A 22,933-nucleotide genomic window follows, 5' to 3' on the forward strand; every position below is an offset into this window, starting at 1 on the left:
TCTTATGTATATACCTTTAAATTTAACGAACAGATATACAAACAGTGATGGAATCTTTCGCCGGGTGCTCGCCGGAGATATTGGAGGAACGAAGAGTAATCTAGCTGTTTTTGAGTTTAAGGGGAGCCAGTTCCGTGTTTTGAAAGAGGTGCGCCTGCAGACAAAAGATTTTAAGGATGCAAAGACGATGATTTCCTCTTTTCTTTCTGGTGATGAACAATTAGATGCGATATCCCTGGGAGTTGCAGGCCCTGTGACAGGGGACAGCGTACACATTACCAATCTTTCCTGGGGGATGAATGTTAAAGACATATCCGCCGCGAATAACCATATGCCGGTTCATTTGATCAACGATCTGGAGGCAACATCTTATGGCCTGGGGTTATTGACACCCGAGGAGGTGTACAGCCTTTACGAACCGGAAACAGAGGTGACAGGAAATATTGCGCTGATTGCCCCTGGAACAGGACTTGGGGAATCAGGTTTGTATTTTGACGGCGAAAGCTATCATCCCTTTGCAACCGAGGGAGGGCATTGTGACTTTGCGCCCAGGACACCTTTGGACACGGTGCTCTTTTTTCATCTTAGTCATAAATTTGGTCATGTAAGCTGGGAACGGGTGATCAGCGGCAGTGGCATTGTGATGATATTTGACTTCCTCTCAACCCAAACGGGTAGAGAAATTCCGCCGCCGCTGCAGCAGCTAATTGGCTCAGGTGACAAGGCTAAAATCATCACCGATCATGCAGCTTTGTATAGTATATGCCAGGAGACCCTTGTGTTGTTTTTGCGTTATCTCGCTGTAGAGTCCAGTAACCTGGCGCTTAAAATGAAGGCTACAGGCGGGATATTTATTGGCGGCGGGATCATCCCCAAAATAATAGACAAAATTGATCCGGGTGTTTTTCTGGAGAACTTCAGAAATTGCGGCCGTTTGAGCACCTTGCTTCGGGATATACCGATAAGAATTATTTTAAATGAAAGGACCGCGCTGCTTGGGGCAGCATATTATGGTGTCTGCAAGTAAGCTTGCAATCGGCAGTGTGCAAGCAGCTGACAATTGATGTATATCAGCTTTTTTCATGCCGACTGTCATGTGCATTGAACAGCTAAAACCGAATATTTACAGTTTATCAGTTGGTTATGCAAACAATAGAAAGGAAGGTAAATCCGAAGGTTCGGGCTAAACAGGCAGCTTCAGCCAATATCTTATGGATCACGACAATGAACGCTCTTGAAGAGGAACTGGAACGCTTGTATAAGCTCTTTTCTGCGGCTAGTTTTATGCTCTCTGAACAGGATTTTCAAGGCCTGTTTCGCCTGCGTCAAAGCCACTCAGGTTTAAAAGCGAAAATGGCAGAATATTTCCGGAAGTTTAGGGATCCCCGTCCCAGACTGAGAAGAAATACACGCAGGTCACAAATAGAAACACGCGATAAGGTTCAACTTGAACTACAGGATCTGAGTAGTCGCCTGCAGAAATTCATCGATAAGCTGTTAAAGGCGAGTGTCAGCTCGCGCGGTTACCTTTGATAGAAGAAATTCGAGTCAGCCGACGGTTGCTTTTCTTGTATCCCGTCCGTATCTAGATGCGCGGCTTTTTGCCGCTGGATATTCACAAGTGATTTAAACCTGAAGTTGCCTTCATAATGCACCTATCTGTCAATTCATGAAAATAGCCTTAGTTTGTGTATTTAGCTCTTTTCTGATTTTAATGCATGTTTCTCTTTGATGTCATTGAGCAGCTCAATTTCAATTGCCTGCAGGTCGTATAACTTTTTGATTTGCTCTCCAAGTAATAAGTCCATTTTCTGATGCAAACTGCGAATTCCCATTTCAGCTTTAAGGTTGATAAGATAATCGTTTTCGCTTCTCATTCTGTCTTTTTCCTCCTTGCGGTTTTGACTCATCATGATGATGGGTGCCTGAAACGCAGCTATGCAGGACAGGATCAGGTTCATTAATATAAAAGGGTAGGGATCAAAAGCCCTGGAGTTGATGGCAGTCACATTGTAGATAATCCATAAGGATAGTAAAATGGTAAAGAAGATGATGAATTTCCAGCTCCCGCCAAAACGAGCAACTTTATCGGATATTTGCTGGCCGCTTGTAAGCTGTTCTTTAGCCGGATGCAGGAGGTTATTTAATACCAGATCTTCTTCTTTAATAGTTTCCTCAACGATTTTATGAAGCTTGCTAAGAAATTCGTTTTCAGCTAAGGAGAGGTCTTTGATTAGTTTCTTTTTCATAAATGTTGTTTTTGTCGCTAAGTTCCTGGCTTAACCGAGGCTTATACATGATCACGGTCATTACTTTCAATGATTGGTGTCAGTTAAACATATGGCAACTACGATAGCTATCATCAGGAGCTTACAAACGATTTTATTTGAAATTCGGTAAAGAAGTTGACTTTTAATCTACTTTTTAAAGTGTAATGAAGTATTCGCTTTCTTGTCAGTGCAGCCGTCCAGGCTAAACAAGTCATGACCAGGAAGGGTTAAAAAAATGGAATTGCGAATGATTTTTTTGTTAAAAAATGTTAAATCCATTTGAAAATTTTATTTTGTTTTTTTGATTTGTTCTGTCAAATTAAACTATTAAACAGACATTTTTTTAGGCTATTATTATAAATTCTAGTGTTTAGATCATGTTAGCAAAATGCTCACCTACCAATCCTCCCTCAAAGTTCAGATTTCTATTGTTTTTTCTCTTCTTTTTTTCACTCCGTCTGGCATTATATGCCCAAAGCCCGGCTGCAAGTATTGATGGACAATCCGGTTTTACGGCAAAACTGATCAACATTGAGGCTGCCACAAATGAAACATTTCGTTACAATGCAACCCTGCATAATGGGTCTGGAAAACCGGCCGTGTTCGAATTCAAAACCAATTTGCCCATTGGCTGGATGATCAGCTACAAGGTTGACGGCAGCCAGGTTACTTCACTTAATATGGATCCCGGAGGCAGCCGGGATGTATCTATCGAAGTTAACGCTGCAGCAACTGCCACACCCGGTAAATACAAGATTCCTGTAAAAGCAATAACCAATACCGATACGCTATCCCTGAATCTGGAAGCTGTAGTAAAGGGATCCTATGGAATAACACTGACTACACCAACCGGGAAGTTGAGCGAAGAGCTTACCTCCGGCAGCCATAAGGAAATCAATTTGGAGGTAAAGAATTCCGGCACGCTTCCGTTGAACGATATTGAACTCTCCTCGCAACTGCCTGCCAATTGGGAAGCCACTTTCGAGCCCTCAAAAATTAAGCAGCTGGAGCCAGGGAAGAGCATAGCTGTAATTGCAAAACTTAAAGTACCGGATAAGACGATCGCGGGAGACTATGCCGCTACTTTTACCGCAACAAACAGCAACAGCAGTTCTCCTGCTGCCTTCAGAATGGTTGTGACAACCTCATTGCTCTCTGGATGGATTGGCATATTGGTTATCTTACTGGCCATATCCCTAGTGTATTATCTCATCCGCAAGTACGGCAGAAGATAGAAAAATGAAGGATCCTATCATACAACTTAAAGGCCTGACCAAATGTTATGGCCCTCAAAAGGCTGTCGATAATTTGAGCCTCGACATCTATAAGGGAGAGATCTTTGGACTGCTGGGGCCAAACGGGGCAGGCAAAACGACCACGATACTAATGATGCTGGGACTTACCGATCCAACAAGCGGTTCTGCATTTGTTTGTGGTCACAACGCAACAAATAACCCCATTTCTGTGAAAAGAAAAGTGGGCTATATGCCTGACTCCTTAGGCTTTTATGACAACATGACTGCACTGGAAAACCTGATATACATTGCAAGGCTGAACGGACTGAATGAAAATGAGATTTTGAAACGCGGCACGGAGACGATGGAGATCGTCGGACTTTCCTCCGCTTTGCATAAGAAAACATCAACTTTTTCCAGGGGTATGAAACAGCGGCTAGGCCTTGCTGATGTATTAATTAAGCAGCCTGATGTGATCATCCTGGACGAACCGACTCTGGGGATTGATCCCAGTGGTGTACGGGAATTTCTGACACTTATAAAGCGTTTAAGTAAAGAGCAGGAGTTGACCGTTCTGCTTTCCTCGCATCATTTACACCATGTGCAGCAGGTATGCGACCGGGTGGGAATCTTCGTGAAGGGCAAACTATTGGCACAGGGCAATATCGATACTTTGTCCGGAAACCTGTTTAGCCATGAGGCACATGTCGTATCTTTTACCTTAGCGGATGTGATTCCTCAACCATGGTCACTGCAGCAGGAGCTGGAACAGTGGGGGTCTGTCAAGCAGATCACAATAAATAAAAAAACGATAGAATTTGAGTGTAGGCAGGTCATCACACCAGCACTGGTCCGTTTTTTTGTCGAAAAGGGATACGACATCCTTGGCGTACATCAAAAAGACTATGGTCTGGATGAGATTTATCAAAAATATTTTGAGGACATCAATTGAAGACAATGAAGAGTCAACCACTTTCCAGCCCTTTTAGCGTGATGGTTCACAAGGAAATAGCAGACCATATCCGAAGCTGGCGCTTTATCGTACTGATTGGTCTGATCATACTAACGTTTGTTGCATCGATGTATGTATCCCTGGGTAATATCCGGTCGGCCATGGGTAACGCAAATGATCCTGACCGCAGTTTTCTATACCTTAAACTATTAACTACCACAGACAATTCCACACCGCCCTTTCATGTTTTTCTCAGTTTTCTGGCGCCGTTATTAGGGATCAGTCTGGGATTCGATGCCATCAATTCCGAACAGAACAGCGGAACACTTACAAGGTTGCTGGCACAGCCCATTTACAGGGACAACTTGCTATTGGCCAAGTTTGTAAGTGCTCTGATCATGGTAAGCGTCTTGTTCCTGGTACTGACCTTGCTGATGACTGGAGGGGGACTGGTTTTAACCGGGGTAAGGATGGAGCCACAGGAACTACTGCGGATACTAGGCTTTCTTTTGATCTGTGTTATCTATGTCAGTTTTTGGCTGAGCTTGTCAATCGTACTGTCGATCAGGTTCAGGCAAGCAGCAACCTCAGCGCTTACAGCGGTAGGTATATGGCTGTTTTTTACGGTGTTTTACCAAATTGTTGTCAATCTCCTAATCAGATCTTTTTTGCCTGATCCCTCTTTTTTGACACAAGATCAAATCCTGCGTTACAATGAGTTGATCCTGGATATCCTGCGCATAGCACCAAACCAGCTTTATACAGACGCCAGCACTACAATGCTGATGCCTTCTGTTCGAAGTCTTAGCCCGATGACGATGGAGCAAATGGCCGGGGCAATACCCGCTCCTCTGCCATTCAAAGAGAGCATAATGATCGTATGGCCGCAGGTAAGTGGTCTCATAGGGGCAACTGTAGCTTGCTTTGCACTTTCTTACTATCTGTTCATGCGCCGCGAGATTCGGAGCTAGAAATGAAAATTTACTGCCTGTATATCTTTGACATACATCATCTATTTATAAAAATTGGCAAGAAAAAAACAGCATTTGCTTGCAATAAATGGAATTTTTATATCTTTGCGTCCCGTAGCAATTAAGGCTATGAACAAAGATACCAAGTTCGGGGTGTAGCGTAGCCCGGTATCGCGCCACATTTGGGATGTGGAGGTCGTAGGTTCGAATCCTGCCACCCCGACGATAAAGCTTTTAAATCGTGAGATTTAGAGGCTTTTTTCATTTAATGTTGTACGTTTAATTTGCAAATGTACAACTGCACCTCACTTGGCCGGATACCGAATTGTTTTTGAAAGCTGTTGAAAAAGCTTTTCGGCTGCACAGAATATTTCAATATGGAAAGGAATGTCTTTAGTACCAATATCGGTTCTGTTAATATGAACCGGTCCGGGAAGTTACATATACGGAATAGAGCGGAGCTTTTATATACTAAAATTTACTATTCTTAAAAATCCAAATAAATTGTATATTTCCAAACCGCTTGACTATACAAATCTTGCACACTTTAAAAACCAAATAACTATAAATTATGAACGAAAACATTAACAGAAGTGCTTTATTCAACGGAAGTTGTCTTGCCATCATTACTACGGCCTTTTCCTTTAGTATCAGGGCTGGTATTCTTCCTCAGCTGGGAGCAGAATTTGGACTAACTGCTGAGCAGCTGGGCTTTATCAATTCAATGTTCTTTTTCGGATTTCCGATTTCCATGATCATCGGAGGACTTGTTTACCACACCATTGGACCTAAAATTATTATGCAGGTAGCGGTGATTACGCACACATTGGGGATTTTGCTTACCATTTATGCCGGCGGTTATACGGGATTGCTGATATCCACATTTTTTATTGGTTTCGGAAATGGCTGTACGGAAGCTGCCTGTAATCCGATGATTGCCGACATGTATGAGGATAAAAAAATAAATAAAATGCTTGGCAGGTTCCATATGTGGTTCCCTGGAGGAATTGTGCTGGGCAGTTTAATTTCCAAGTTCATGACCGATGCCGGTGCAAGCTGGCAGACTCAGATCTGGATCCTGATGATTCCAACTGTGGCTTATGCAATCTTGTTCTATGGAAAAACGTTTCCAAAGGCACACGTGGAAGGTGTGACCTCTATTTCAAAGAATTTCAAGGCTATGCTTAGTCCGCTCTATATCTTTATATTCTGCTGTATGGCGATGACAGCAATTACAGAATTTGGACCTAACCAATGGGTAGCTGTTGTGTTGAGCAGCAGCGGCGCAGATGCTATGCTGGTACTGGCATTGACGTTCGGTGTAATGACGCTTGGAAGGGTTTTCACAGGACCTGTAGTTGATAAACTAGGACAAACAGGAGTTTTGTTAGGCGGTGCAGTTCTGGCAGCAATAGGAATTTATATGTTTAGCACGGTTACCGGCCCAATTGCTTATCTGGCAGCTGTGATCTTCGGCCTTGGTGTGTGTTTCAACTGGCCGGTGATCATCGCCGCAGTGGCCCAGCGGGTTCCTGTGAGCGGTGCTTTAGGAATGTCGATTGTGGGTGGGGTTGGTATGTTCTCTACTTCCATTTTCCAGCCGTTTATTGGAAGCTGGATTGATTCGTCAATGGCTGTCCACAAAGCAGCCGGCCTTACCGGATCAGCGTTAGAGCTCGCAGCAGGTCAGGATACGCTGGTTAAGATGCTTACATTTCCTTGTATATTGATTGTGCTGTTTACTATATTCTTCTTCTGGCAAAGAAAATCACCTGTTGTAGCGAAAGCTCATTAAGAAGAATCTCAAATAGGTGAGGATTTTATAAACCCTGCTGCTGAACCCGGATAACCAGGGAAGATAGCAGCGGGGTTTATATTTCAGCAGCCATGGCCGGATCGCTGATTCCTGGCTTTCCAGTCTCTACTCTTCCTGCTAACCTGTAATGAAAAGCATTTGCGGTGCTGAGGGTAAAATCATACCAGTTGGAGCTTTTTGCCAATTCCCATGTAAATTTATTTTTAGTGCGGGCTCTGCATATTGCTTTTTTGGCAGGATATCCATAAGCATTTGAAACGATAGAAACTTCAATATCCGAATCACCGCTGTTGATTACGGTCTGGCTCAGGCCTCCTTTTCGGTGATCATATTCCAGTTCAACAATCGGCTCGTTCTCTGTCAGATTGCCGGAGAATTTATGGAAATACCCATTTGGGCCAAATACTTCAAGGTCATAAAGGTCCGATCGGACAGCCCATTCGTCTTGCAGTGACCTGCCTGCTTCAACTGTGTATCTTCTTGGGATCTTATCCAGGTCTTTTAGGTCATAGACATGGAAAACAACACCTGCGGCGCCACTATTTTTAAAAGTAAGCCACACCTTTTCCTGGTTTTTCAAAGGCTTTAATAAAGTCTTGATCCGGTATGGCAAAGCCCTTGAATACCTGCTGCCTTTTTCCTGGTACAAACGGGAAGGTACTTCAGGAGGAGTAGCACTGGGTAGTTTTTTGGAAGCCTCATCTAAGGCCGCATAGTTGGCTGTTTCGGGCATTTTTGGAAAAACAGCGTCATTAGGCCTTTCAAAATCAAAGGCTGAAGTCAGGTCACTGCTGACCGCCCGGTGCCAGGGACTTATTGCCGGAATAGTTACGCCAAATCGTTTCTCAATGAACTGACCTACAGAGGTGTGGTCTGCGACTTCGGAATTGACCCAGCCGCCTTTGCTCCAGGGCGAAATGATATACAGTGGCACCCGTGGACCCATTCCCCATGGGCGAAGGTTTCCGCTAATGGTATCTCTTTTGTCCTGGTAGTACCGGGTCTTAATTTCCGGAACGGGTGCTCCGGGTTTGGGCGGATATGCAGGAATTGGAACACGTCCGGTTCCTGCTTCGTTATTAAAATACATGCCGGCTACATCGATGGTGGATTTTCCGGCCAGCGTATTGTCAAGGTTGTAGGACGGAACGGCCGGTGCAGGGATATGGTCAAACAGTCCGTCGTTTTCATCAAACGTGAGGAAGAACACGGTTTTGCTCCAAACTTCTGGATTAGTGGTAAGTGCTTTCAGCACCTCATGTGTAAAATCTGAGCCGCGGTAGGGGCTGGATGGCGCGCCAGGATGCTCAGAATTCTTCTGGGACGGGAGCACCCAACTGACGGCAGGAAGGGTGTTGTTCTCTGCCTGGGTTCTCAGGTCGTCCAGCGACCAGTGCTTCATGCCGTTCTCGTAGTGCGGGGATCCTGGTTTTGCATTTCTGAAACTTTCAAAGGCCAGTCCACCGTGCATGGCACCCTCCCAGTTATCATTAGGATCCTGGTAGATTCTCCAGCTTATCCCGGCTTCCTGAAGAACATCAGGAATTGTAGGCCATTTAAATGCATTGCCACGGTAAATATATCCTGGTTCGGGCAGTGTACCCTTAACCCAGCACCTAAGGTTGGACGGTTCAGAATCTTCTTCAGTACAATTGATTCCCTGAGCCCGTTTTTCAGGATTGAAGTTTGAACCCGACCAAAACATGATGCGGTTTGGATCGGTGCCAGTGGCGACAGAACAATGGTGCGCATCGGATATGGTGAAGGCTTCGGCCAGAGCATACTGAAAAGGGACTTCTTCCCTGGTGTAATAGGCCATGGAAAAAGGAGTTTTGAATTTTGGCCAGAATCCGTATTTACCCTGGTTCCAGGCTGCCTGCATATCAGGAAAATCATGCGGAGTTCCATTGATCAATGCGGAGTTACTCGTTTTTCTACTGGCATGGTAGGGTGGGATGATCTGATTTCCGTCAGATTGGAAAAAAGCACGCTGCCCGCCGGCCAATGGAATGGGGAATCTATCACCAAAACCCCTAACACCCCGCATAGTGCCAAAATAATGATCGAACGAACGGTTCTCCTGCATCAGGATGACGATATGCGCTACATCTTTGATAGATCTTGTTTTGTTATGTGCCTGGATGGCAAGTGCTTCTTCAAGCCAACCTGCCCAAACGGTAGTGGCCAATCCCGCACCAGCGGATAGTTTTATAAATTTTCTTCTGTCGATCTTAGACATTGTTGCAGATTAGGTTTAAGAATCATATGGTTTATGAGAATCAGGATGATGTACCAAGATACGACAGAAATCTTCATAGCGCAAACGATTGATTAATCCCTTGCTTTCCATTTAAATAATCCTATTTTTGAATAAGTCAACACACGTCTAACCATTAAAACCGTTCGAATGAGAAACCTGAGGATCATCCTTTGTTTAGCTTTATCATTTATATTATTGTTCTCTTCATCTTGTTCAATTGCCCAAAATAGATCCGGACAATCCAAAAAGCCACTTGTGGTATTTGTGACAGGAGACCATGAATACAGCAGTGAAGCAACTATGCCGCTGATCGCTGCGGAGCTGGAAAAAAATTACGGGATGCGGACCATCGTATTGAAATCATCACCCGATCACAATTCAGAAGAAAATATCCCGGGTTTGGAAGCGCTGAAAGAAGCGGACCTCGCTGTATTTTATTTGCGCTGGAGAAGATTGCCTGAAGAGCAGGTGAAATATATAGACGATTACCTCAAGTCAGGAAAGCCTGTAATGGGTTTCAGGACAAGTACGCATGCATTCAATTACCCTGCGGGACATAAACTGGTGCATTGGAATACATTTGGTGAGTTTGCCCTGGGCGCTCCCGGAGGCTGGGGAAAAGGCGGGCATACTCATTACGGACATAATTCTTCTACTGATGTTTCTGTAATTCAGGCGCAGGTCAAACATCCGGTGCTTACCGGTATAAAGACTGGATTTCATGCCAGATCATGGTTATATCAAGTATTGCCGGATTATCCGCTGAAAGGGTCGACCTGGCTGCTGATGGGCAAATCGGTCAACCCGGATAAGGCGGCGATAGATAACCCTGTGGCCTGGGCCTGGACTACACCGGCCGGAGGGCGTGTATTTACCACCACACTCGGGCATCCTGAAGACTTCAATGAAGAGGGTATGCAGCGGCTGGTCATCAATGCGGTGCATTGGACCCTGAGTAAACCTGTTCCAAAAAACTGGGCGGGAAAGATCGCCATGAACGTACCTTACAGACAGCTTTAATTTTTCTTGTACCCAATTTATATATGGAACTTTCGATACACAACTGGATGCGGTCCGAAACCATAGAAACGACAATACGAAGAGTTTCCGGTCTCGGTTATACTAAACTTGAAATTGCCGGCAGTCCGGAACACTATGATACCAAAACGGTAAGAAAATTATTAAAAGATTACGGCTTGTCCTGCTGGGGCTCTGTCACGCTGATGCTGGAAGATAGAAACCTGCTGGCCAGGGATGAAGCCCAGCGGGCAAAATCGGTGCAGTATGTAAAGGATGTGGTCCGGATGGTCAAAGAACTGGACGGACACATGGTCTCCGTGGTTCCGGGCACGGTAGGCAAGATCGTCCCGGACGGAAGGCCCGAAGAAGAGTGGCAATGGGCGGTAGACGCTATGAAGGAAGTTTATCAATACAGTGAAGCTTCAGGGATTTTGCTGGGCATAGAACCGATCAACAGGTTTGAGACTTATTTCATCAACCGTGGCGATCAGGCTCTGGCACTTGCTGCAGCTGTCGGGCCCAATTGCGGGGTTTGCCTGGATACCTTTCACATGAATATTGAAGAACTGGACATGTTTGAGGCGATCCGAAGGGCAAAGGGAAAACTGGTAGGTTTTCATGTGGCAGACAACAACAGGATGGCGCCGGGCATGGGCAATCTCAACTGGCCGAAGATCGTCGATACCCTCAAAGAGGTCGGCTATGATGAGGTACTCTCTGTCGAATTCTGTTCTCCGCTGGACAGGACACCTGCCAACCCGTATCCTGGATCTTTGGATGAAAGCCCTGAAAACCTTTCAGGCGAACAGAAGAAATTTTTGGAAGACCACGGAAGTACATCGGTAACGGACGAGTTTTATACCATGCTGACCAGCAAATCATTTGATACACTGTCAAAACTGATCTGAAACAGGGTTAAAAACTGATTTAAATATTGTTAAGATGAAACTGTCCTGTGGGCGACAGCTTCACAACTAAAATATATACCAAATGAAAATAACGAATGTAGAGGCGTTTTGGCTGCGCTGTCCTATTCCAAAAGAGAAGCAGCATTTTTCCGATTATGGACTGCTGACCAATTTTGACATGACCCTGGTTGTAGTGACTACTGAGGATGGTCTTCAGGGCTTTGGCGAAGCCAAGGCAGCTGTGGGCTCTTCAGGTGTCTGCGCTTCGATTGTAAGCTGCGTAGAGAATGAGCTGAAACCAAACCTGATCGGTAAGGATGCCAGGAATATTACCCGGTTATGGGAAGAAATGTACAATGGTACACGTGATCATTATGCCTTGTCCAGGGGCCGGAAATTTCCGATCCTTGGCAGAAGGGGCCTGACGGTTTCGGCAATGAGCGGGGTGGATACCGCCCTTTGGGACCTGAAAGGGAAAGCGCTCGGTGTGCCGGTTATGGACCTGCTTGGCGGTGCCTGCCGGGATGAAATGCCTGCTTATGCCAGTGGTGGCTGGGCGGATGTGGAAAATATCGGCGCACAACTGAACGGATATGTGAGCAGGGGTTTTAATGGGGTGAAAATGCGTGTGGGCGTGATGGACAAAACGGTGCAGACCAGTATTGACCGTGTGAAAGCGGCAAGGGCGGCCCTTGGGCCGGACATTAAGCTGATGGCCGATGCCCACGGGACTTTTAGCGTTCCTGAGGCCAAGCAATTTTGCCGTGGTGTGGAAGATTGTAACCTATATTGGTTTGAAGAACCCATCAGTCCGGACAACAGGCATGGTACAGCTGAAGTCAGGGCTGCGACGGCTATTCCTATCGCTGCCGGAGAGAGCGAATATACGAGCTTTGACATCCGTGACCTGCTGGAAGTACGGGCGCTGGATGTGATCCAGCCGGATGCGGCCATCATTGGCGGTATTTCAGAGGCGATGCGTGTCGGGCACCTGGCCAGCGTGCAGCAGCTCGAACTGGCACCGCATTGCTGGGGCTCTGCGTTTTCTTTTATGGCCGGCCTGAATGTGGCATTTGCCTCGCCTGCGGCGACGATCATAGAGTTTTCCCTGGGCGGCAACCCGATGATGTATGACCTGGTACAGGAGCAGATCACAGTCACCAACGGTGCCATTGCGGCACCGGTAAATCCTGGACTCGGCTTGACTCCGAACTGGGACTTTGTACACGAATTCAAACAAAAAATGTAATCATTGTATTTATAAATTATTGAAATATGGCACGGGCAATCAAAATCAATCACGTCACCGTCATCGTTGACAATCTGGAAAAAGCGGGCGAATTTTATGAGCATGAACTGGGTCTGGAACCTCTGGCAGCTTTTCGTTTCGACTATCCGGTAATGTTTTTCAAATTCAACGAAGAGCAGCAGCTGCACATCTCTGAATGGGAAGGTGACAAGACTTCTTTTCGTGGTCATATCTGCGTGCAGGTAGACGATTTTAACAGTATTTTCTTTCGCATGAAAGAACTGGGTGTGATCGACATCCATCCATGGGGCAAGGTGAGAAAATTGCCTGACGGAGCGATGCAGATGTTTGTCCGTGATCCTGCTGGAAATCTGGTGGAAATATCTTCCGTTCCGGGATCTGAGGTAGACCCAAAGATCTTTGAGGATGAGCTTTATGAAGAAGGGCTTTATGTTTCCAACAGAAATGATTTCAGGGGATTCCGGTCTGACAACGCTACTTTATATCATAAATAGATGGGTAAAAAGAACGTACTGTTGCTGGAGACGATAGCGGAGGAGGCTTTGGCGATACTGGAAGCCAATACACAGGTGTTTACCGGTTATGACCCGGATACATTAAAAACGGTTTTGGCAAACGAGGAAATTCATGCCGTCATCACCAGGGGAAAGGGACAGATCAATCCCGCACTGATGGATGCCTGCCCTAAGCTGGAAATAGCGGCCAGGTGTGGTGTAGGGCTGGATAATGTGGACGTGGTGGGTGCTACTGCAAGAAACGTGAAGGTAATCAATGCCCCGGGTAGCAATGCGGCCACCATTGCCGAACATACTTTGTCGTTGATGCTGATGCTGATGCGCAATATGTATACTTCGGTAGCGGAAGTCAAACAGGACAACTGGAACTGGCGCAACGCCTATAGTGGTGACGAACTGAGTGGCAAGACCCTCGGGATCCTGGGTATGGGAAATATCGGTAAGCGCGTGGCCAGGCTGGCAACTGCCTTTGGCATGAATGTCATTTACTGGAGCAGATCGATCCAGGATGTGCATTATCCTTATTTGAGCATGGAAGAAGTTTTGTGTCAGTCGGATGTGCTTAGCCTCCATTTACCTTATACAAAAGAAACTGGGGTGCTGATTTCTTCAGCTCAGCTGGCGCTGATGAAACCTGGTGCACAGCTGATCAATACCGCCAGAGGGCAGCTGATCGACCATGAAGCACTTTTTGAGGCTTTGCAGACGGGCAGGCTGTCGGGTTTTGCGGCAGATGTTTTGCCGGAAGAGCCGCCTGCAAGCGGTTTCCACATCGTACACCATCCAAATGCACTCATTACACCACATTCAGGCAGCCTTACAGCGTCTACCTTTAGGAAGATGTGCGTACTGACGGTTCAGAATGTGGTAGCCGCGCTCAATGGTCAGGAGCCGGATCCCCGCAGTATCTTTAACCGCGAAGCACTTTATTTATAACCCTGAGGACTTATTTCTCCATCGGATGTTCTTTTAATAACTCCGACGGTGCATAAAATCCTGTTTTTGCTTTTGTTTTTGCCCTGATGGTTTTTACTTTCTCTGCTGATACAGGTGCTGCGCTGTTGCCAAAAGAGTTTCGAACATAGGTCGCTATTGCAGCAACTTCATCATCCTTTAACATGCCTCCGAAAGGGGTCATTGGTACCTGTCCGGCATACTTCTGTCCGTTCACTTCTATCGGGCCATGCAGTCCTTTCAAAATGATCTTGATCAGCCGTTCTTCGTTTCCGGTCACCCACTTGGTTCCTTTCAAAGGGGGGAAGCCAGATGGTGAAAGTCCGTTGCCGTCCGGCTGATGACACGTGATGCAAAAGCCTTCTCTGGCATAAATGGCTTTTCCTTTTACATACTGGATACGTGCGGCACCTTTCAGGCTGGTTGTTATTTTTTCTTCCTGTTTTTCTGTAACAGACCTGCCGTTGAGGTGTGCCAGGACGGTTTCATAGGATACCTGCATCCAGTCGTCTATTGGCTTTTTTGCCGCTTCGCTGAGAATGGCCAGTCCCTTGTCTTTTGCCAGCCATGATGCGGTGACGATCGCTTCCAGTCTGACTCTTCCATGCAGATCAGCTGCAGCCTGCATGAGCAGTTCCTGCTGGTTTTTTACCTGGTGTCCGGTATAGCGGAGCACCCGTACGGCAGCAGCCCGCGCATGATAGTCTTTTGCCGCCAGCAACCGGGTCAAGAGCTGTTGATCTACTTTGTTGAGCCCCCAGCTTACCCAAAGGGCTTCCAGGAGGTTGTGCTCATATTTTGGATCTGTCTTGTCGAGACCAGCGGTCCATGTTTTCAATTGAGCAAGGACTTCTGAAGCGTTGCGTCCCCTGAGTTCGGCCCTGGTATGGTAGCGTGTCCTGTATTCCGGTAATTTAAGGTTCTCCAGCAGTTCAGATATGGAGGCCCCGGCTACTTTGGCCGGTTTTACCAGTGGTCTTGACGGGTAGGTGATCCTGTAAATACGTCCGTGAACGTGGTCTCTCAGCGGATCGCGCGCATTGTGCTGCATGTGTCCAATCAGGATGTTGTGCCAGTCTGCCACATAGAGTGAACCGTCGGGTGCAAACTCCATATCTACCGGCCTGAAGTTTTTGTCGCTGGCGATCAGCAGGTCTTGTCTGTGCCTGCTTTTGTAGCCTGTACCTTCATCTGTCAGGGTATGTTCTTTGGTGCCCAGAAAACCAATGGTATTGTTGATCAGGAAATCTCCCTGTAATTCGTCCGGAAAGTGGCGGCTGGATATAAATTCCAGGCCTGAAGTAGGGCGTACACGGTGTTCGGGCTCAATGAGGTCCCTGGAGGTCTCTATGGTCGTGCCATATCTCGGTTTTACACTGACAGGCATCATCCAGCGTACTGCCGGGCCCGAAGTTTCGGCATAGAAATTTTGTCCCCAGTCGTCAAAAGCGATACCCCATGGATTAGGGACATATGGCTGTGCGGTGCGTTCCAGTTTACGGAGCTGCGGGCTGTACCTATAAAAACCGCCATTGGTAGCCCTGACAGGGCCATAAGAGGTCTCCACATTGGTATGAAGGAACACGCCCTCGCCCATGTAAATGGCGCCGGAGGGATCTGATGCATAGGCGTGTATATTGTGGTGGGTATCGTGGTCATCAAATCCGCTCAGCAGAATATCCCTGATATCGGCTTTGTCGTCGCCATCTGTATCTTTCAGCAGCATGAAGTTCGTTCCCTGCGAGAGGTAAACCCCATCTGAGGTGATCTCAAATCCAAGTGGCAGGTGCAGGTGATCGGCGAATACGGTTTGCTTGTCAGCTTTGCCGTCGTTATTGGTGTCTTCCAGGATGATCAGTTTGTCATTGGGTTTACTGTCTCCAGGTTTGTAATGAGGGTAGCTTGGCATGGTCGCTACCCAAAGACGGCCTTTATTGTCAAAAGTGATCTGGCAAGGTTTGGCCAGATCGGGAAATTCCTGCTCTGAGGCAAAAAGATCTATTTTAAAGCCGGGGGCTACTTTTAGCGCGGCCAGTGCAGCTTTTCCTGACAAATATTCGAGACTTCCGTTGTGATCAGGGTTATAATTGGTTTTAACCGGCGGAATTGGTGTAGTTTTTTTGTCTGCTGCTGCCAGGTCTATCTTTTTACCGGCTGCTGCCTGCCAGATGGCGGTATCGCGAATTGCAGTAAGCTGGCGTAACTTGGCGATCTCTGCCGGATAGTTATCAGGTCCAAACGGATCAAATCTCCTTCCATAAGCATGGACCCCATTGGGTATCTTAAAGTCATTGTGCCACATCCAGTTCTTTTCTAAAACAGCCGCATGTACAGAAGCACGCAGGGCTTCCGCCTTTACCCGTGCTTTGCCAAATACCAGGTCTGTCAACAATGGCGCAAAACGTGTATAGCCTTCCTCACTCAGTTGCGAACCGTCTATAGTGAGTGGTTTTTTAGTATTTTCGAACCATTCTTTGGTAGCCGGATAAACATCTGCATAGAGGACATTGTTTTTTCCGGCAACTTCTTTCATCGCTGCTGAATACATCGACAGGTTGATGTTTTCTTGTTTGCCGTCCGGCAGGTCAAATTCTTTCGAGCGGTCTTCAAAGGCGATAGGGGAGACAATGGCCAGTTGAGGTGCTGAACTGCCATTGTACTGTTGCTTCAACGTGTGTTTAATGAAGGCATCAAGCTCAGCTTTATAGTTGTCCAGTCCTTTTGGACCTTCAAATGATTCATTGTAACCAAAAAAAGCAATGATGACATCGGCTTTCAGCCGCGTGAGCCACTGGTCTTCGGTTTCAAAAAAGCCCTGGCTGTCTGAGAAATTGGCGAGTTCTGTCTGGAATTTTTCCGCACCTGGAAATGCCCATGGGGAGACCCTGCTCGCATGCGGGCGGAAACCGGGGGTATTGCCGCCATCGCACATGTTTCGTATGAACAGGTTAAGGTCGGGATACCGCAAATGCATTTCCGTTTCAAAATGACCATAGTTCATCATTCTTGAACCTAGATTATTTCCGATCAATACAATGTGTGCATTTTTTTTTACGGCCAATGAAGGCCCGGAGGATTGTGTAAATTGAAGAGTTATCAAGGCGATTAGCAAAATAGCTGATATTCTGAGCGCAGTTTTCGCGTTTGTTCCGACAGATCTGATCATCTGGATTTGTGTTTGGTTAGATTTCTTTGTGTGTTGTCTACACAAGATAAGTTTTTTCGATTAGATGTTTAAGTTTAAATTGATTTTTGTTTGTGTCATGTTCATCCTGTCAACTTTTGTATATTGGACATATGAAGAAATGTTTGTTGTCATTGTTATTGATTATGGGCAGCATATGCCTTAAAGCGCAACTGGGGGTTCGCTATGATCCTAAAATTCAAAGCACCAGGAATTTACAATACTGGCGCCCCAAGGGCAATTTATTTGTAGGAGATTGTATGCCTTTTTCCAAAAACGGCGCCTATTCGTTCTATTGGCTTCTGGATTCGGCGCATCATGCCAGCCTGAAAGGACTGGGCGGTCATCAATGGGCACTGAGTACTACCAACGACTTGAAGAACTGGAAACAGGAACCTGTTGTACTGGGAATTGATGAGGAATGGGAGAAATCAATCTGCACGGGATCGATAGTGTTTTATATGAACAGATATTATGCGTTTTATGCCACCAGGCTGGTCAATAAAGAAGGTCAGGTAAATGAACAACTAAGCTATGCTATCAGTCCTGACGGCGTTCATTTTGAAAAACAAAAACCAAATCCTTTTTATACTTCAGCTCCGGGATACAGTAAGCGGGATTTTAGAGACCCTAAAGTTTTTGTAGACGAAAAGACCGGTGAGTTCCATTTGTTTGTTTCCAGTTGGCAAGAGAACCCCATACTACGTCATGCCGGTGGGGCTTTGGTGCACCTTACTTCTAAAGATCTAAAGGACTGGAAAGTGCTGGATCCGGTTTTAACCGGACAATCTTCAGTGCCTGAATGCCCAGATTATTTCTTATGGAACGGCTGGTACTATTTGATCTATGGCGATAACGGCGATACTTATTATGTCAAATCCAGAAGCCCGTACGGACCCTGGGAGGAACCCCGGTACCAAACTATCAATGAATCCTGGATAAATGTTGTAAAGACTGCGGAATTCAAAAACAACAGACGTATTGCTGCCGGCTGGATCCCCTCAAGAGATCAAAATAAAGACAATGGCGGTGAACGATTTGGCGGAAACGCAATCTTCCGGGAACTCCTACAGGAAACAGACGGAACGTTGAGTGCTAAGTTTCCTGCAGAAATGATTCCTGAAACCGGACCAGAAGTACAGTTGAAGATGGTCGCTGATCTTTACGCCACTGCAAGCGGCCAAAATCTTTCAATTAAAGCCACCAATGGTGTTGGTGCTGCTCACCTGGAGGCAGTGCCTCAAAATTGTAGGATTACTATGGAAATTGTTCCTAATGGACCTGTTGATGAATATGGTTTATATTTAAGATCAAATGACCATGCGGAAGCAGGCTACAAACTCAATTTTTCACCGAATAGCCAAACTGTTAGTCTCGGCAATACCATGATCAAGGCTGTTGCCGGATTAAATAAGCCGATTAATGTGGACATCATCGTTAAAGACGACATCATAGACATTTCCATTGACCGCAAAAGATGCATTGTGAACCGGACACCTGAGCAAAAAGGTGAACTTTTATGGTTTTACGCCAAGCATGGAGAAGTTAACTTCAAATCTGTCAAAGTCTACCCGCTTAAAGAAGAAGATCAGTAGAACGGCTTTAAGAAAACAAATCAAGTACCGGCTTACCCAATCCATCGGGAGTGGTATAGAATGGCCTTTTTTCCACGACATAATTTGCATCCGGCGCTATACCGAGCGCATGATAAATGCTCTGGTGAACCTGGTCAATGACGATCGGGTTCTCTATCGTTTTGCAAGGTCTTTCATCCGCTGTTTTGCCATAAACATTTCCTTTTTTTATTCCTCCGCCAAACATTAGCATAGAGCAGCCATCGGTAAAGTGCCGGTGCATGCCGTAATTTTTAATGTCCTGGATGATATCCGGCTGTTCAACCTGCTCCTGTACTTTGAGGTCCGGACGGCCCTCTACCATCATGTCGCGGCTAAATTCACTGGCCAGGATGACCATCGTACGGTCAAGACGTCCGGTCTTGTCCAGGTCTTTGATCAGCTGCGCAACCGGACCATCGATTTGCTTTTTCATGTCAATCAGGCGGGTATAGCCATTGTCATGTGTATCCCAGCCCTTGAAGGGCTCGTATTCAGTAGTGACACTGATAAACCTGGCGCCCTGTTCAGTGAGTCTGCGCGCCATCAGACATCCCAGGCCAAATTTGCCAGTATTGTAAATGTCATAAATCTCTTTGGGTTCCTGGCTCAGGTCAAAAGCTTTTGCTTCAGGTGAATTTAACAGGATGTAGGCTTGTTCCATAGACCGTTTCAAGGATTCCTTCTGATAGTCGCTGCCATATTCACCCATCGGGCTTTGGTTGATCAGGTCGTAATAGAGTTTATTTCGTCTTTCAAATCTGCTGGAGGACATGCCAACTGGTGGCTGCACGCTTTCCAGACCGGCTGAAGGATCAGGAATAAGGAACGGTCCAAATTCGTTGCCGAGAAACCCAGCGGTGTGGAATGCTTTCAATTCTTCGCCCTCGCCGAGCGTAAACCGCTGGCCTATATCAATAAAAGCAGGAATTACCGGATTTAGTGGTCCAAGTTCCTTAGCGATCCAGGAGCCGATATGCGGTGCGGAGACAGATTGAGGCGGCTTATAACAAGTGTGCCAGTGGTACTGGTGCCTGGAATGCAGGATGTGCCCCATGTCACCTGCGACATAAGACCTGATCACTGTACCCTTGTCCATCACCTTTCCGATAGATTCCAGTCCCTCAGAAAAATGTACACCATCTAAAATAGTAGGTACAGATTTAAAGGTACTCAGCACACTGTTGGCTTGCATCCCTTTTGAAAAAGGAGTGTATTTCTTTGGATCGAAAGTATCGGTATGCGCCATACCGCCCGCCATCCAAAGCAGGATCACAGTGTCCGCTGTGGCGTGGCTGTTCTTTTTGTTGCAGGACGACAGCAAATTGGTCAGTGGTATGCCTGCGGCCATTGCAGCCAGGGTTGCGGCACTGGTGTTTTTTAAAAAGTCTCTTCTATTCCAGCTCATCTTAATATATATTATTCTGTTAGACCATCATTCCCGTTAATAAATAATCTGAAATTCAGGAAGCAGGACCATCGCCCAAAAAAGATCCTGAATGGCTCCTGTATCAGGAGATTTTCCCAGCGCCTGCCTGGCCAGTTTAAGTTCTTTTTCTACAGGGGTACGTCCCAATGTTCTGCCGTAAATCTCTCTGATCAGTAAATCCGGATCCTTGAATTTCGCTTTCCATTGTTCGGCTCCCTGTTTCAGGACAGCATTGAACTTTCCGCCGTTAGTAAGCTCAAGCGCCTGTAAGAGATTTGCCTGGGAATCCCTGCTTGTTGCCACTGTCTCGCGGTTTGGTCTGCCCAATGCGGTTAGGAAGCTGTTATTTGCCACCAGGGACGCGCGTACAAATGCGGGCTTGTAGGCTGCGTTTGTAAATGGATTGTATTTAAGATTGGAATCTGCGAAAACGGGCGAGATGATGTTGCTTACCGCATCGGTAAATTGTTCTGCAGACATTCTCTTGCGTGTCATCCCTTTAAATTTGTATTTCGGGTCGCTGATCTGCGCCACTTCTTTAAACCCAACAGATGGCAGCTGATAGGTATTGGACGTAGCGATCAGATAGATTAGCTCTTTGATGTCGGATTTTCCGGAAGTAAAGTTAAAAGCCATCCAGTCCAGTAGGTCCTGGTTCCATGGCTCATTGTCCATGACATCTACCGGCTCTACCAGGCCACGCCCCATGAGCTGAGCCCAAATGCGGTTCACGATGGTCCGGTACAGTCTGCCATCCTCTGGCCTGGTCAGGTTTTCGGCAAGTTGTTTTCTTTTTTCAGCTACCGGTGCTTTGGCATCAATTGTGCCGAGCTGCTTCCACAACATCCGCGCATCCACAAACTTGCCGGTAGGCTTTTCACAGCGGCTGATCTCCAATGCTGTATCAGCAAAAATATTGGCGAAAGCATATGCGTCCTCCAGTTTCCAGTCGCTAATGAAGCTATTGTGGCACGAAGCGCATTTCAGGTTCAGACCCAGGAATACCTGGGATACATTCTGGGCAGCCTGCATTTCAGTTTTCTGACTGGCATTGACCACACCACGCCATTTTATGCCTTCAATAAATCCCTTGGATTCATCAGTCGGACTGATCAGTTCCTTTACAAACTGGTCATAAGGTTTGTTGGCTTTGAGGGATTTATAGAGCCAGTCGGTGATGTTATATCTGCCACCGGTAATGTATCCTGTTCCGGAATAATCATTTCTTAAAGCATCATTCCAGAAACTGAGCCAGTGCAGCGCATAATCATCCTCACGATTGAGCAATTGCTTTACCCACAGGGCTCTTTTATCCGGCCGCGTATCTTTTATGAACTTCTCCTGTTCTTCAGGAGATGGTAAAAGCCCAACGATATCCAGGTAAATTCTCCTGAGATAGGTATGGTCTTCGACCATAGCAGGCCATTGGATATTGTTCTTTTTAAAATATTGGTTGGTCCAAAGATCAACCGGATTGGAAAGATTGCCGGATGCTGCAGGCAGGGCTGGGTTGCGAGGCTCCAGTTTTGCGACACGGAATGCTTTTTGTTTGCTGCCATCTTCCGGCCATGGAGCGCCTTTAGCAAGCCAGAAACGAACAATTGCAATGTCTTTTTCAGGCAGTTTTTTGCCTTTGGCCGGCATGACATCTTTGTGGTCGGCAGGCAGATTTATTCGCCTGAACAGCTCACTTTCAGAAGGATTGCCAGGCACAATAACAGGGCCGTTTTCACCACCCTTAAAAGCCATATGCTTTCCGTCCAGTCTTAAATCTCCTTTTACTTTTTCAGATCCGTGACACTTGTAGCAGTTGTGGGCCAGAATAGCCCTGACTTCTGTATTTAATTCGATTTCCTGCTGTTTGCTGAGTTTGGCAGTATCTTTTTCCAGGCTTGCCAGATCAAAGTTGCCTGTATTTACCGGACTATAATCTTTGCTCCACGGCAGGGTTTGAGATAAGAAATCATCACCGTGTGTCAGGCTGGCGCCAAAATGTCCTGCAACCGAAACGCCAATGGCCGTTGAAAACAATAAGGTACGGTAAGTTCTGATATAGCCTGTTTTATTTTTCCTGCGGACCAGGTTTAAAAAGAAGAGGGTAATCAAACTGAATGACGCGGTGGCGAACCCTATCCATTGGTGCAGGAGCAGCGTATTACCGCTATAATCGCCATGTTGATACAACAACCATCCAAAGACTGCGGAAAGCAGAGCAGCGAAGGTCCCCGCAAGCAATAAAGCGTCAATGCCTGAACGGAACTTAGAATTGAAATTCCTTAACGTAAACAGTTCCAGAAATGCTGCGAATAAAAGTAAACTTACCGGGAAGTGTACCGCTAGTGGATGTAAACGGCCTAAAAAATCCCAAAGCCAGAACGCCTTGTCTTCTAACATCATATTAAATTTATATCTGGTCTCACATAAACGCGCTGGCTGAGCGCTTTTTTTAATACCTAAATATCCGTTTCTTTTTTAAAAGAACCAACCTGTACTGTCCTGACAGTTCTGGATTTATTGGCCGTTTTCTCCTTTATTA

General features: G+C 46.2%; 17 protein-coding genes and 1 tRNA gene. 13 read left to right on the plus strand and 5 right to left on the minus strand.

The annotated features are described in order from the left end of the window. The first annotated feature begins 4 nt into the window (after nt 1-4). Complete coding sequence (gene glk, locus QEP08_RS10215; RefSeq protein ID WP_285057622.1) at nt 5-1,027, plus strand: glucokinase; 1,023 nt, start codon at nt 5-7, stop codon at nt 1,025-1,027. A gap of 116 nt (nt 1,028-1,143) precedes the next feature. Next, nucleotides 1,144-1,533, plus strand: coding sequence for a hypothetical protein (locus tag QEP08_RS10220; protein WP_285057623.1), 390 nt, complete (start codon nt 1,144-1,146; stop codon nt 1,531-1,533). 161 nt (nt 1,534-1,694) lie between these two features. Here QEP08_RS10220 and QEP08_RS10225 read toward each other — a convergent pair whose 3' ends face one another. Continuing rightward, nucleotides 1,695-2,249, minus strand: a complete 555-nt coding sequence (locus tag QEP08_RS10225) for a DUF1003 domain-containing protein (protein ID WP_285057624.1) — start codon at nt 2,247-2,249, stop codon at nt 1,695-1,697. Between the two features lie 398 nt (nt 2,250-2,647). Between QEP08_RS10225 and QEP08_RS10230 the strand changes: the two genes are divergently transcribed. The 5 genes from QEP08_RS10230 to QEP08_RS10250 all read left to right on the plus strand — a co-directional run bounded on the left by QEP08_RS10230 (nt 2,648) and on the right by QEP08_RS10250 (nt 7,223). Beyond that, on the plus strand, nt 2,648-3,505 hold the full coding sequence (locus QEP08_RS10230) for a COG1470 family protein (RefSeq protein WP_285057625.1): 858 nt from the start codon (nt 2,648-2,650) through the stop codon (nt 3,503-3,505). Between the two features lie 4 nt (nt 3,506-3,509). Then, nucleotides 3,510-4,457 (plus strand): ABC transporter ATP-binding protein, encoded by a 948-nt coding sequence (locus QEP08_RS10235; RefSeq protein ID WP_285057626.1) that lies wholly within the window; start codon nt 3,510-3,512, stop codon nt 4,455-4,457. 5 nt (nt 4,458-4,462) lie between these two features. Continuing rightward, nucleotides 4,463-5,428 carry an ABC transporter permease gene (locus tag QEP08_RS10240; RefSeq protein WP_285057627.1) on the plus strand — a complete coding sequence of 322 codons (966 nt, stop codon included), beginning with the start codon at nt 4,463-4,465 and terminating at the stop codon, nt 5,426-5,428. 149 nt (nt 5,429-5,577) lie between these two features. Continuing rightward, nucleotides 5,578-5,651, plus strand: a tRNA-Pro gene (locus QEP08_RS10245). Between the two features lie 348 nt (nt 5,652-5,999). Next, nucleotides 6,000-7,223, plus strand: a complete 1,224-nt coding sequence (locus tag QEP08_RS10250; protein ID WP_285057628.1) for an MFS transporter — start codon at nt 6,000-6,002, stop codon at nt 7,221-7,223. A 76-nt stretch (nt 7,224-7,299) separates the two neighbouring features. Here the strand turns inward: QEP08_RS10250 and QEP08_RS10255 are convergent, their stop codons facing one another. Beyond that, nucleotides 7,300-9,483, minus strand: a complete 2,184-nt coding sequence (locus QEP08_RS10255) for a phosphocholine-specific phospholipase C (protein ID WP_285057629.1) — start codon at nt 9,481-9,483, stop codon at nt 7,300-7,302. A 168-nt stretch (nt 9,484-9,651) separates the two neighbouring features. On the opposite strand from QEP08_RS10255, the gene QEP08_RS10260 reads away from it, so the two are divergent. The 5 genes from QEP08_RS10260 (at nt 9,652) to QEP08_RS10280 (ending at nt 14,153) form a co-directional block, all read left to right on the plus strand. After that, nucleotides 9,652-10,524, plus strand: a complete 873-nt coding sequence (locus tag QEP08_RS10260; protein WP_285057630.1) for a ThuA domain-containing protein — start codon at nt 9,652-9,654, stop codon at nt 10,522-10,524. Between the two features lie 23 nt (nt 10,525-10,547). Next, complete coding sequence (locus QEP08_RS10265) at nt 10,548-11,432, plus strand: sugar phosphate isomerase/epimerase family protein (protein WP_285057631.1); 885 nt, start codon at nt 10,548-10,550, stop codon at nt 11,430-11,432. Between the two features lie 82 nt (nt 11,433-11,514). Continuing rightward, nucleotides 11,515-12,681, plus strand: a complete 1,167-nt coding sequence (locus QEP08_RS10270; RefSeq protein WP_285057632.1) for a mandelate racemase/muconate lactonizing enzyme family protein — start codon at nt 11,515-11,517, stop codon at nt 12,679-12,681. A 26-nt stretch (nt 12,682-12,707) separates the two neighbouring features. Then, nucleotides 12,708-13,196 (plus strand): VOC family protein, encoded by a 489-nt coding sequence (locus QEP08_RS10275; RefSeq protein ID WP_285057633.1) that lies wholly within the window; start codon nt 12,708-12,710, stop codon nt 13,194-13,196. Continuing rightward, nucleotides 13,197-14,153, plus strand: coding sequence for a 2-hydroxyacid dehydrogenase (locus tag QEP08_RS10280; RefSeq protein WP_285057634.1), 957 nt, complete (start codon nt 13,197-13,199; stop codon nt 14,151-14,153). Between the two features lie 10 nt (nt 14,154-14,163). Here the strand turns inward: QEP08_RS10280 and QEP08_RS10285 are convergent, their stop codons facing one another. Further along, nucleotides 14,164-17,337, minus strand: coding sequence for a PVC-type heme-binding CxxCH protein (locus tag QEP08_RS10285; protein WP_285057635.1), 3,174 nt, complete (start codon nt 17,335-17,337; stop codon nt 14,164-14,166). 131 nt (nt 17,338-17,468) lie between these two features. On the opposite strand from QEP08_RS10285, the gene QEP08_RS10290 reads away from it, so the two are divergent. Continuing rightward, entirely contained in the window at nt 17,469-18,950 is a 1,482-nt protein-coding gene (locus QEP08_RS10290) for a family 43 glycosylhydrolase (RefSeq protein WP_285057636.1), read from the plus strand. A gap of 7 nt (nt 18,951-18,957) precedes the next feature. Here the strand turns inward: QEP08_RS10290 and QEP08_RS10295 are convergent, their stop codons facing one another. Both QEP08_RS10295 and QEP08_RS10300 read right to left on the minus strand, forming a co-directional pair. Further along, nucleotides 18,958-20,376, minus strand: a complete 1,419-nt coding sequence (locus QEP08_RS10295; protein ID WP_285057637.1) for a DUF1501 domain-containing protein — start codon at nt 20,374-20,376, stop codon at nt 18,958-18,960. Between the two features lie 36 nt (nt 20,377-20,412). After that, nucleotides 20,413-22,794: a DUF1549 domain-containing protein gene (locus QEP08_RS10300; RefSeq protein ID WP_285057639.1), complete on the minus strand. Its 2,382-nt coding sequence runs from the start codon at nt 22,792-22,794 to the stop codon at nt 20,413-20,415. Nucleotides 22,795-22,933 lie beyond the last annotated feature (139 nt).

This window comes from Pedobacter ginsengisoli (assembly GCF_030244015.1).
In the GTDB taxonomy this organism is placed as follows: domain Bacteria; phylum Bacteroidota; class Bacteroidia; order Sphingobacteriales; family Sphingobacteriaceae; genus Pedobacter; species Pedobacter ginsengisoli.

Coding starts and splice junctions, on each gene's coding strand:
- glk (WP_285057622.1), top strand. CDS start 5: ATGTATATACCTTTAAATTTAACGAACAGATATACAAACAGTGATGGA.
- QEP08_RS10290 (WP_285057636.1), top strand. CDS start 17,469: ATGAAGAAATGTTTGTTGTCATTGTTATTGATTATGGGCAGCATATGC.
- QEP08_RS10235 (WP_285057626.1), top strand. CDS start 3,510: ATGAAGGATCCTATCATACAACTTAAAGGCCTGACCAAATGTTATGGC.
- QEP08_RS10280 (WP_285057634.1), top strand. CDS start 13,197: ATGGGTAAAAAGAACGTACTGTTGCTGGAGACGATAGCGGAGGAGGCT.
- QEP08_RS10265 (WP_285057631.1), top strand. CDS start 10,548: ATGGAACTTTCGATACACAACTGGATGCGGTCCGAAACCATAGAAACG.
- QEP08_RS10300 (WP_285057639.1), bottom strand. CDS start 22,794: ATGATGTTAGAAGACAAGGCGTTCTGGCTTTGGGATTTTTTAGGCCGT.
- QEP08_RS10255 (WP_285057629.1), bottom strand. CDS start 9,483: ATGTCTAAGATCGACAGAAGAAAATTTATAAAACTATCCGCTGGTGCG.
- QEP08_RS10270 (WP_285057632.1), top strand. CDS start 11,515: ATGAAAATAACGAATGTAGAGGCGTTTTGGCTGCGCTGTCCTATTCCA.
- QEP08_RS10250 (WP_285057628.1), top strand. CDS start 6,000: ATGAACGAAAACATTAACAGAAGTGCTTTATTCAACGGAAGTTGTCTT.
- QEP08_RS10275 (WP_285057633.1), top strand. CDS start 12,708: ATGGCACGGGCAATCAAAATCAATCACGTCACCGTCATCGTTGACAAT.
- QEP08_RS10240 (WP_285057627.1), top strand. CDS start 4,463: ATGAAGAGTCAACCACTTTCCAGCCCTTTTAGCGTGATGGTTCACAAG.
- QEP08_RS10225 (WP_285057624.1), bottom strand. CDS start 2,249: ATGAAAAAGAAACTAATCAAAGACCTCTCCTTAGCTGAAAACGAATTT.
- QEP08_RS10220 (WP_285057623.1), top strand. CDS start 1,144: ATGCAAACAATAGAAAGGAAGGTAAATCCGAAGGTTCGGGCTAAACAG.
- QEP08_RS10260 (WP_285057630.1), top strand. CDS start 9,652: ATGAGAAACCTGAGGATCATCCTTTGTTTAGCTTTATCATTTATATTA.
- QEP08_RS10285 (WP_285057635.1), bottom strand. CDS start 17,337: ATGATCAGATCTGTCGGAACAAACGCGAAAACTGCGCTCAGAATATCA.
- QEP08_RS10230 (WP_285057625.1), top strand. CDS start 2,648: ATGTTAGCAAAATGCTCACCTACCAATCCTCCCTCAAAGTTCAGATTT.
- QEP08_RS10295 (WP_285057637.1), bottom strand. CDS start 20,376: ATGAGCTGGAATAGAAGAGACTTTTTAAAAAACACCAGTGCCGCAACC.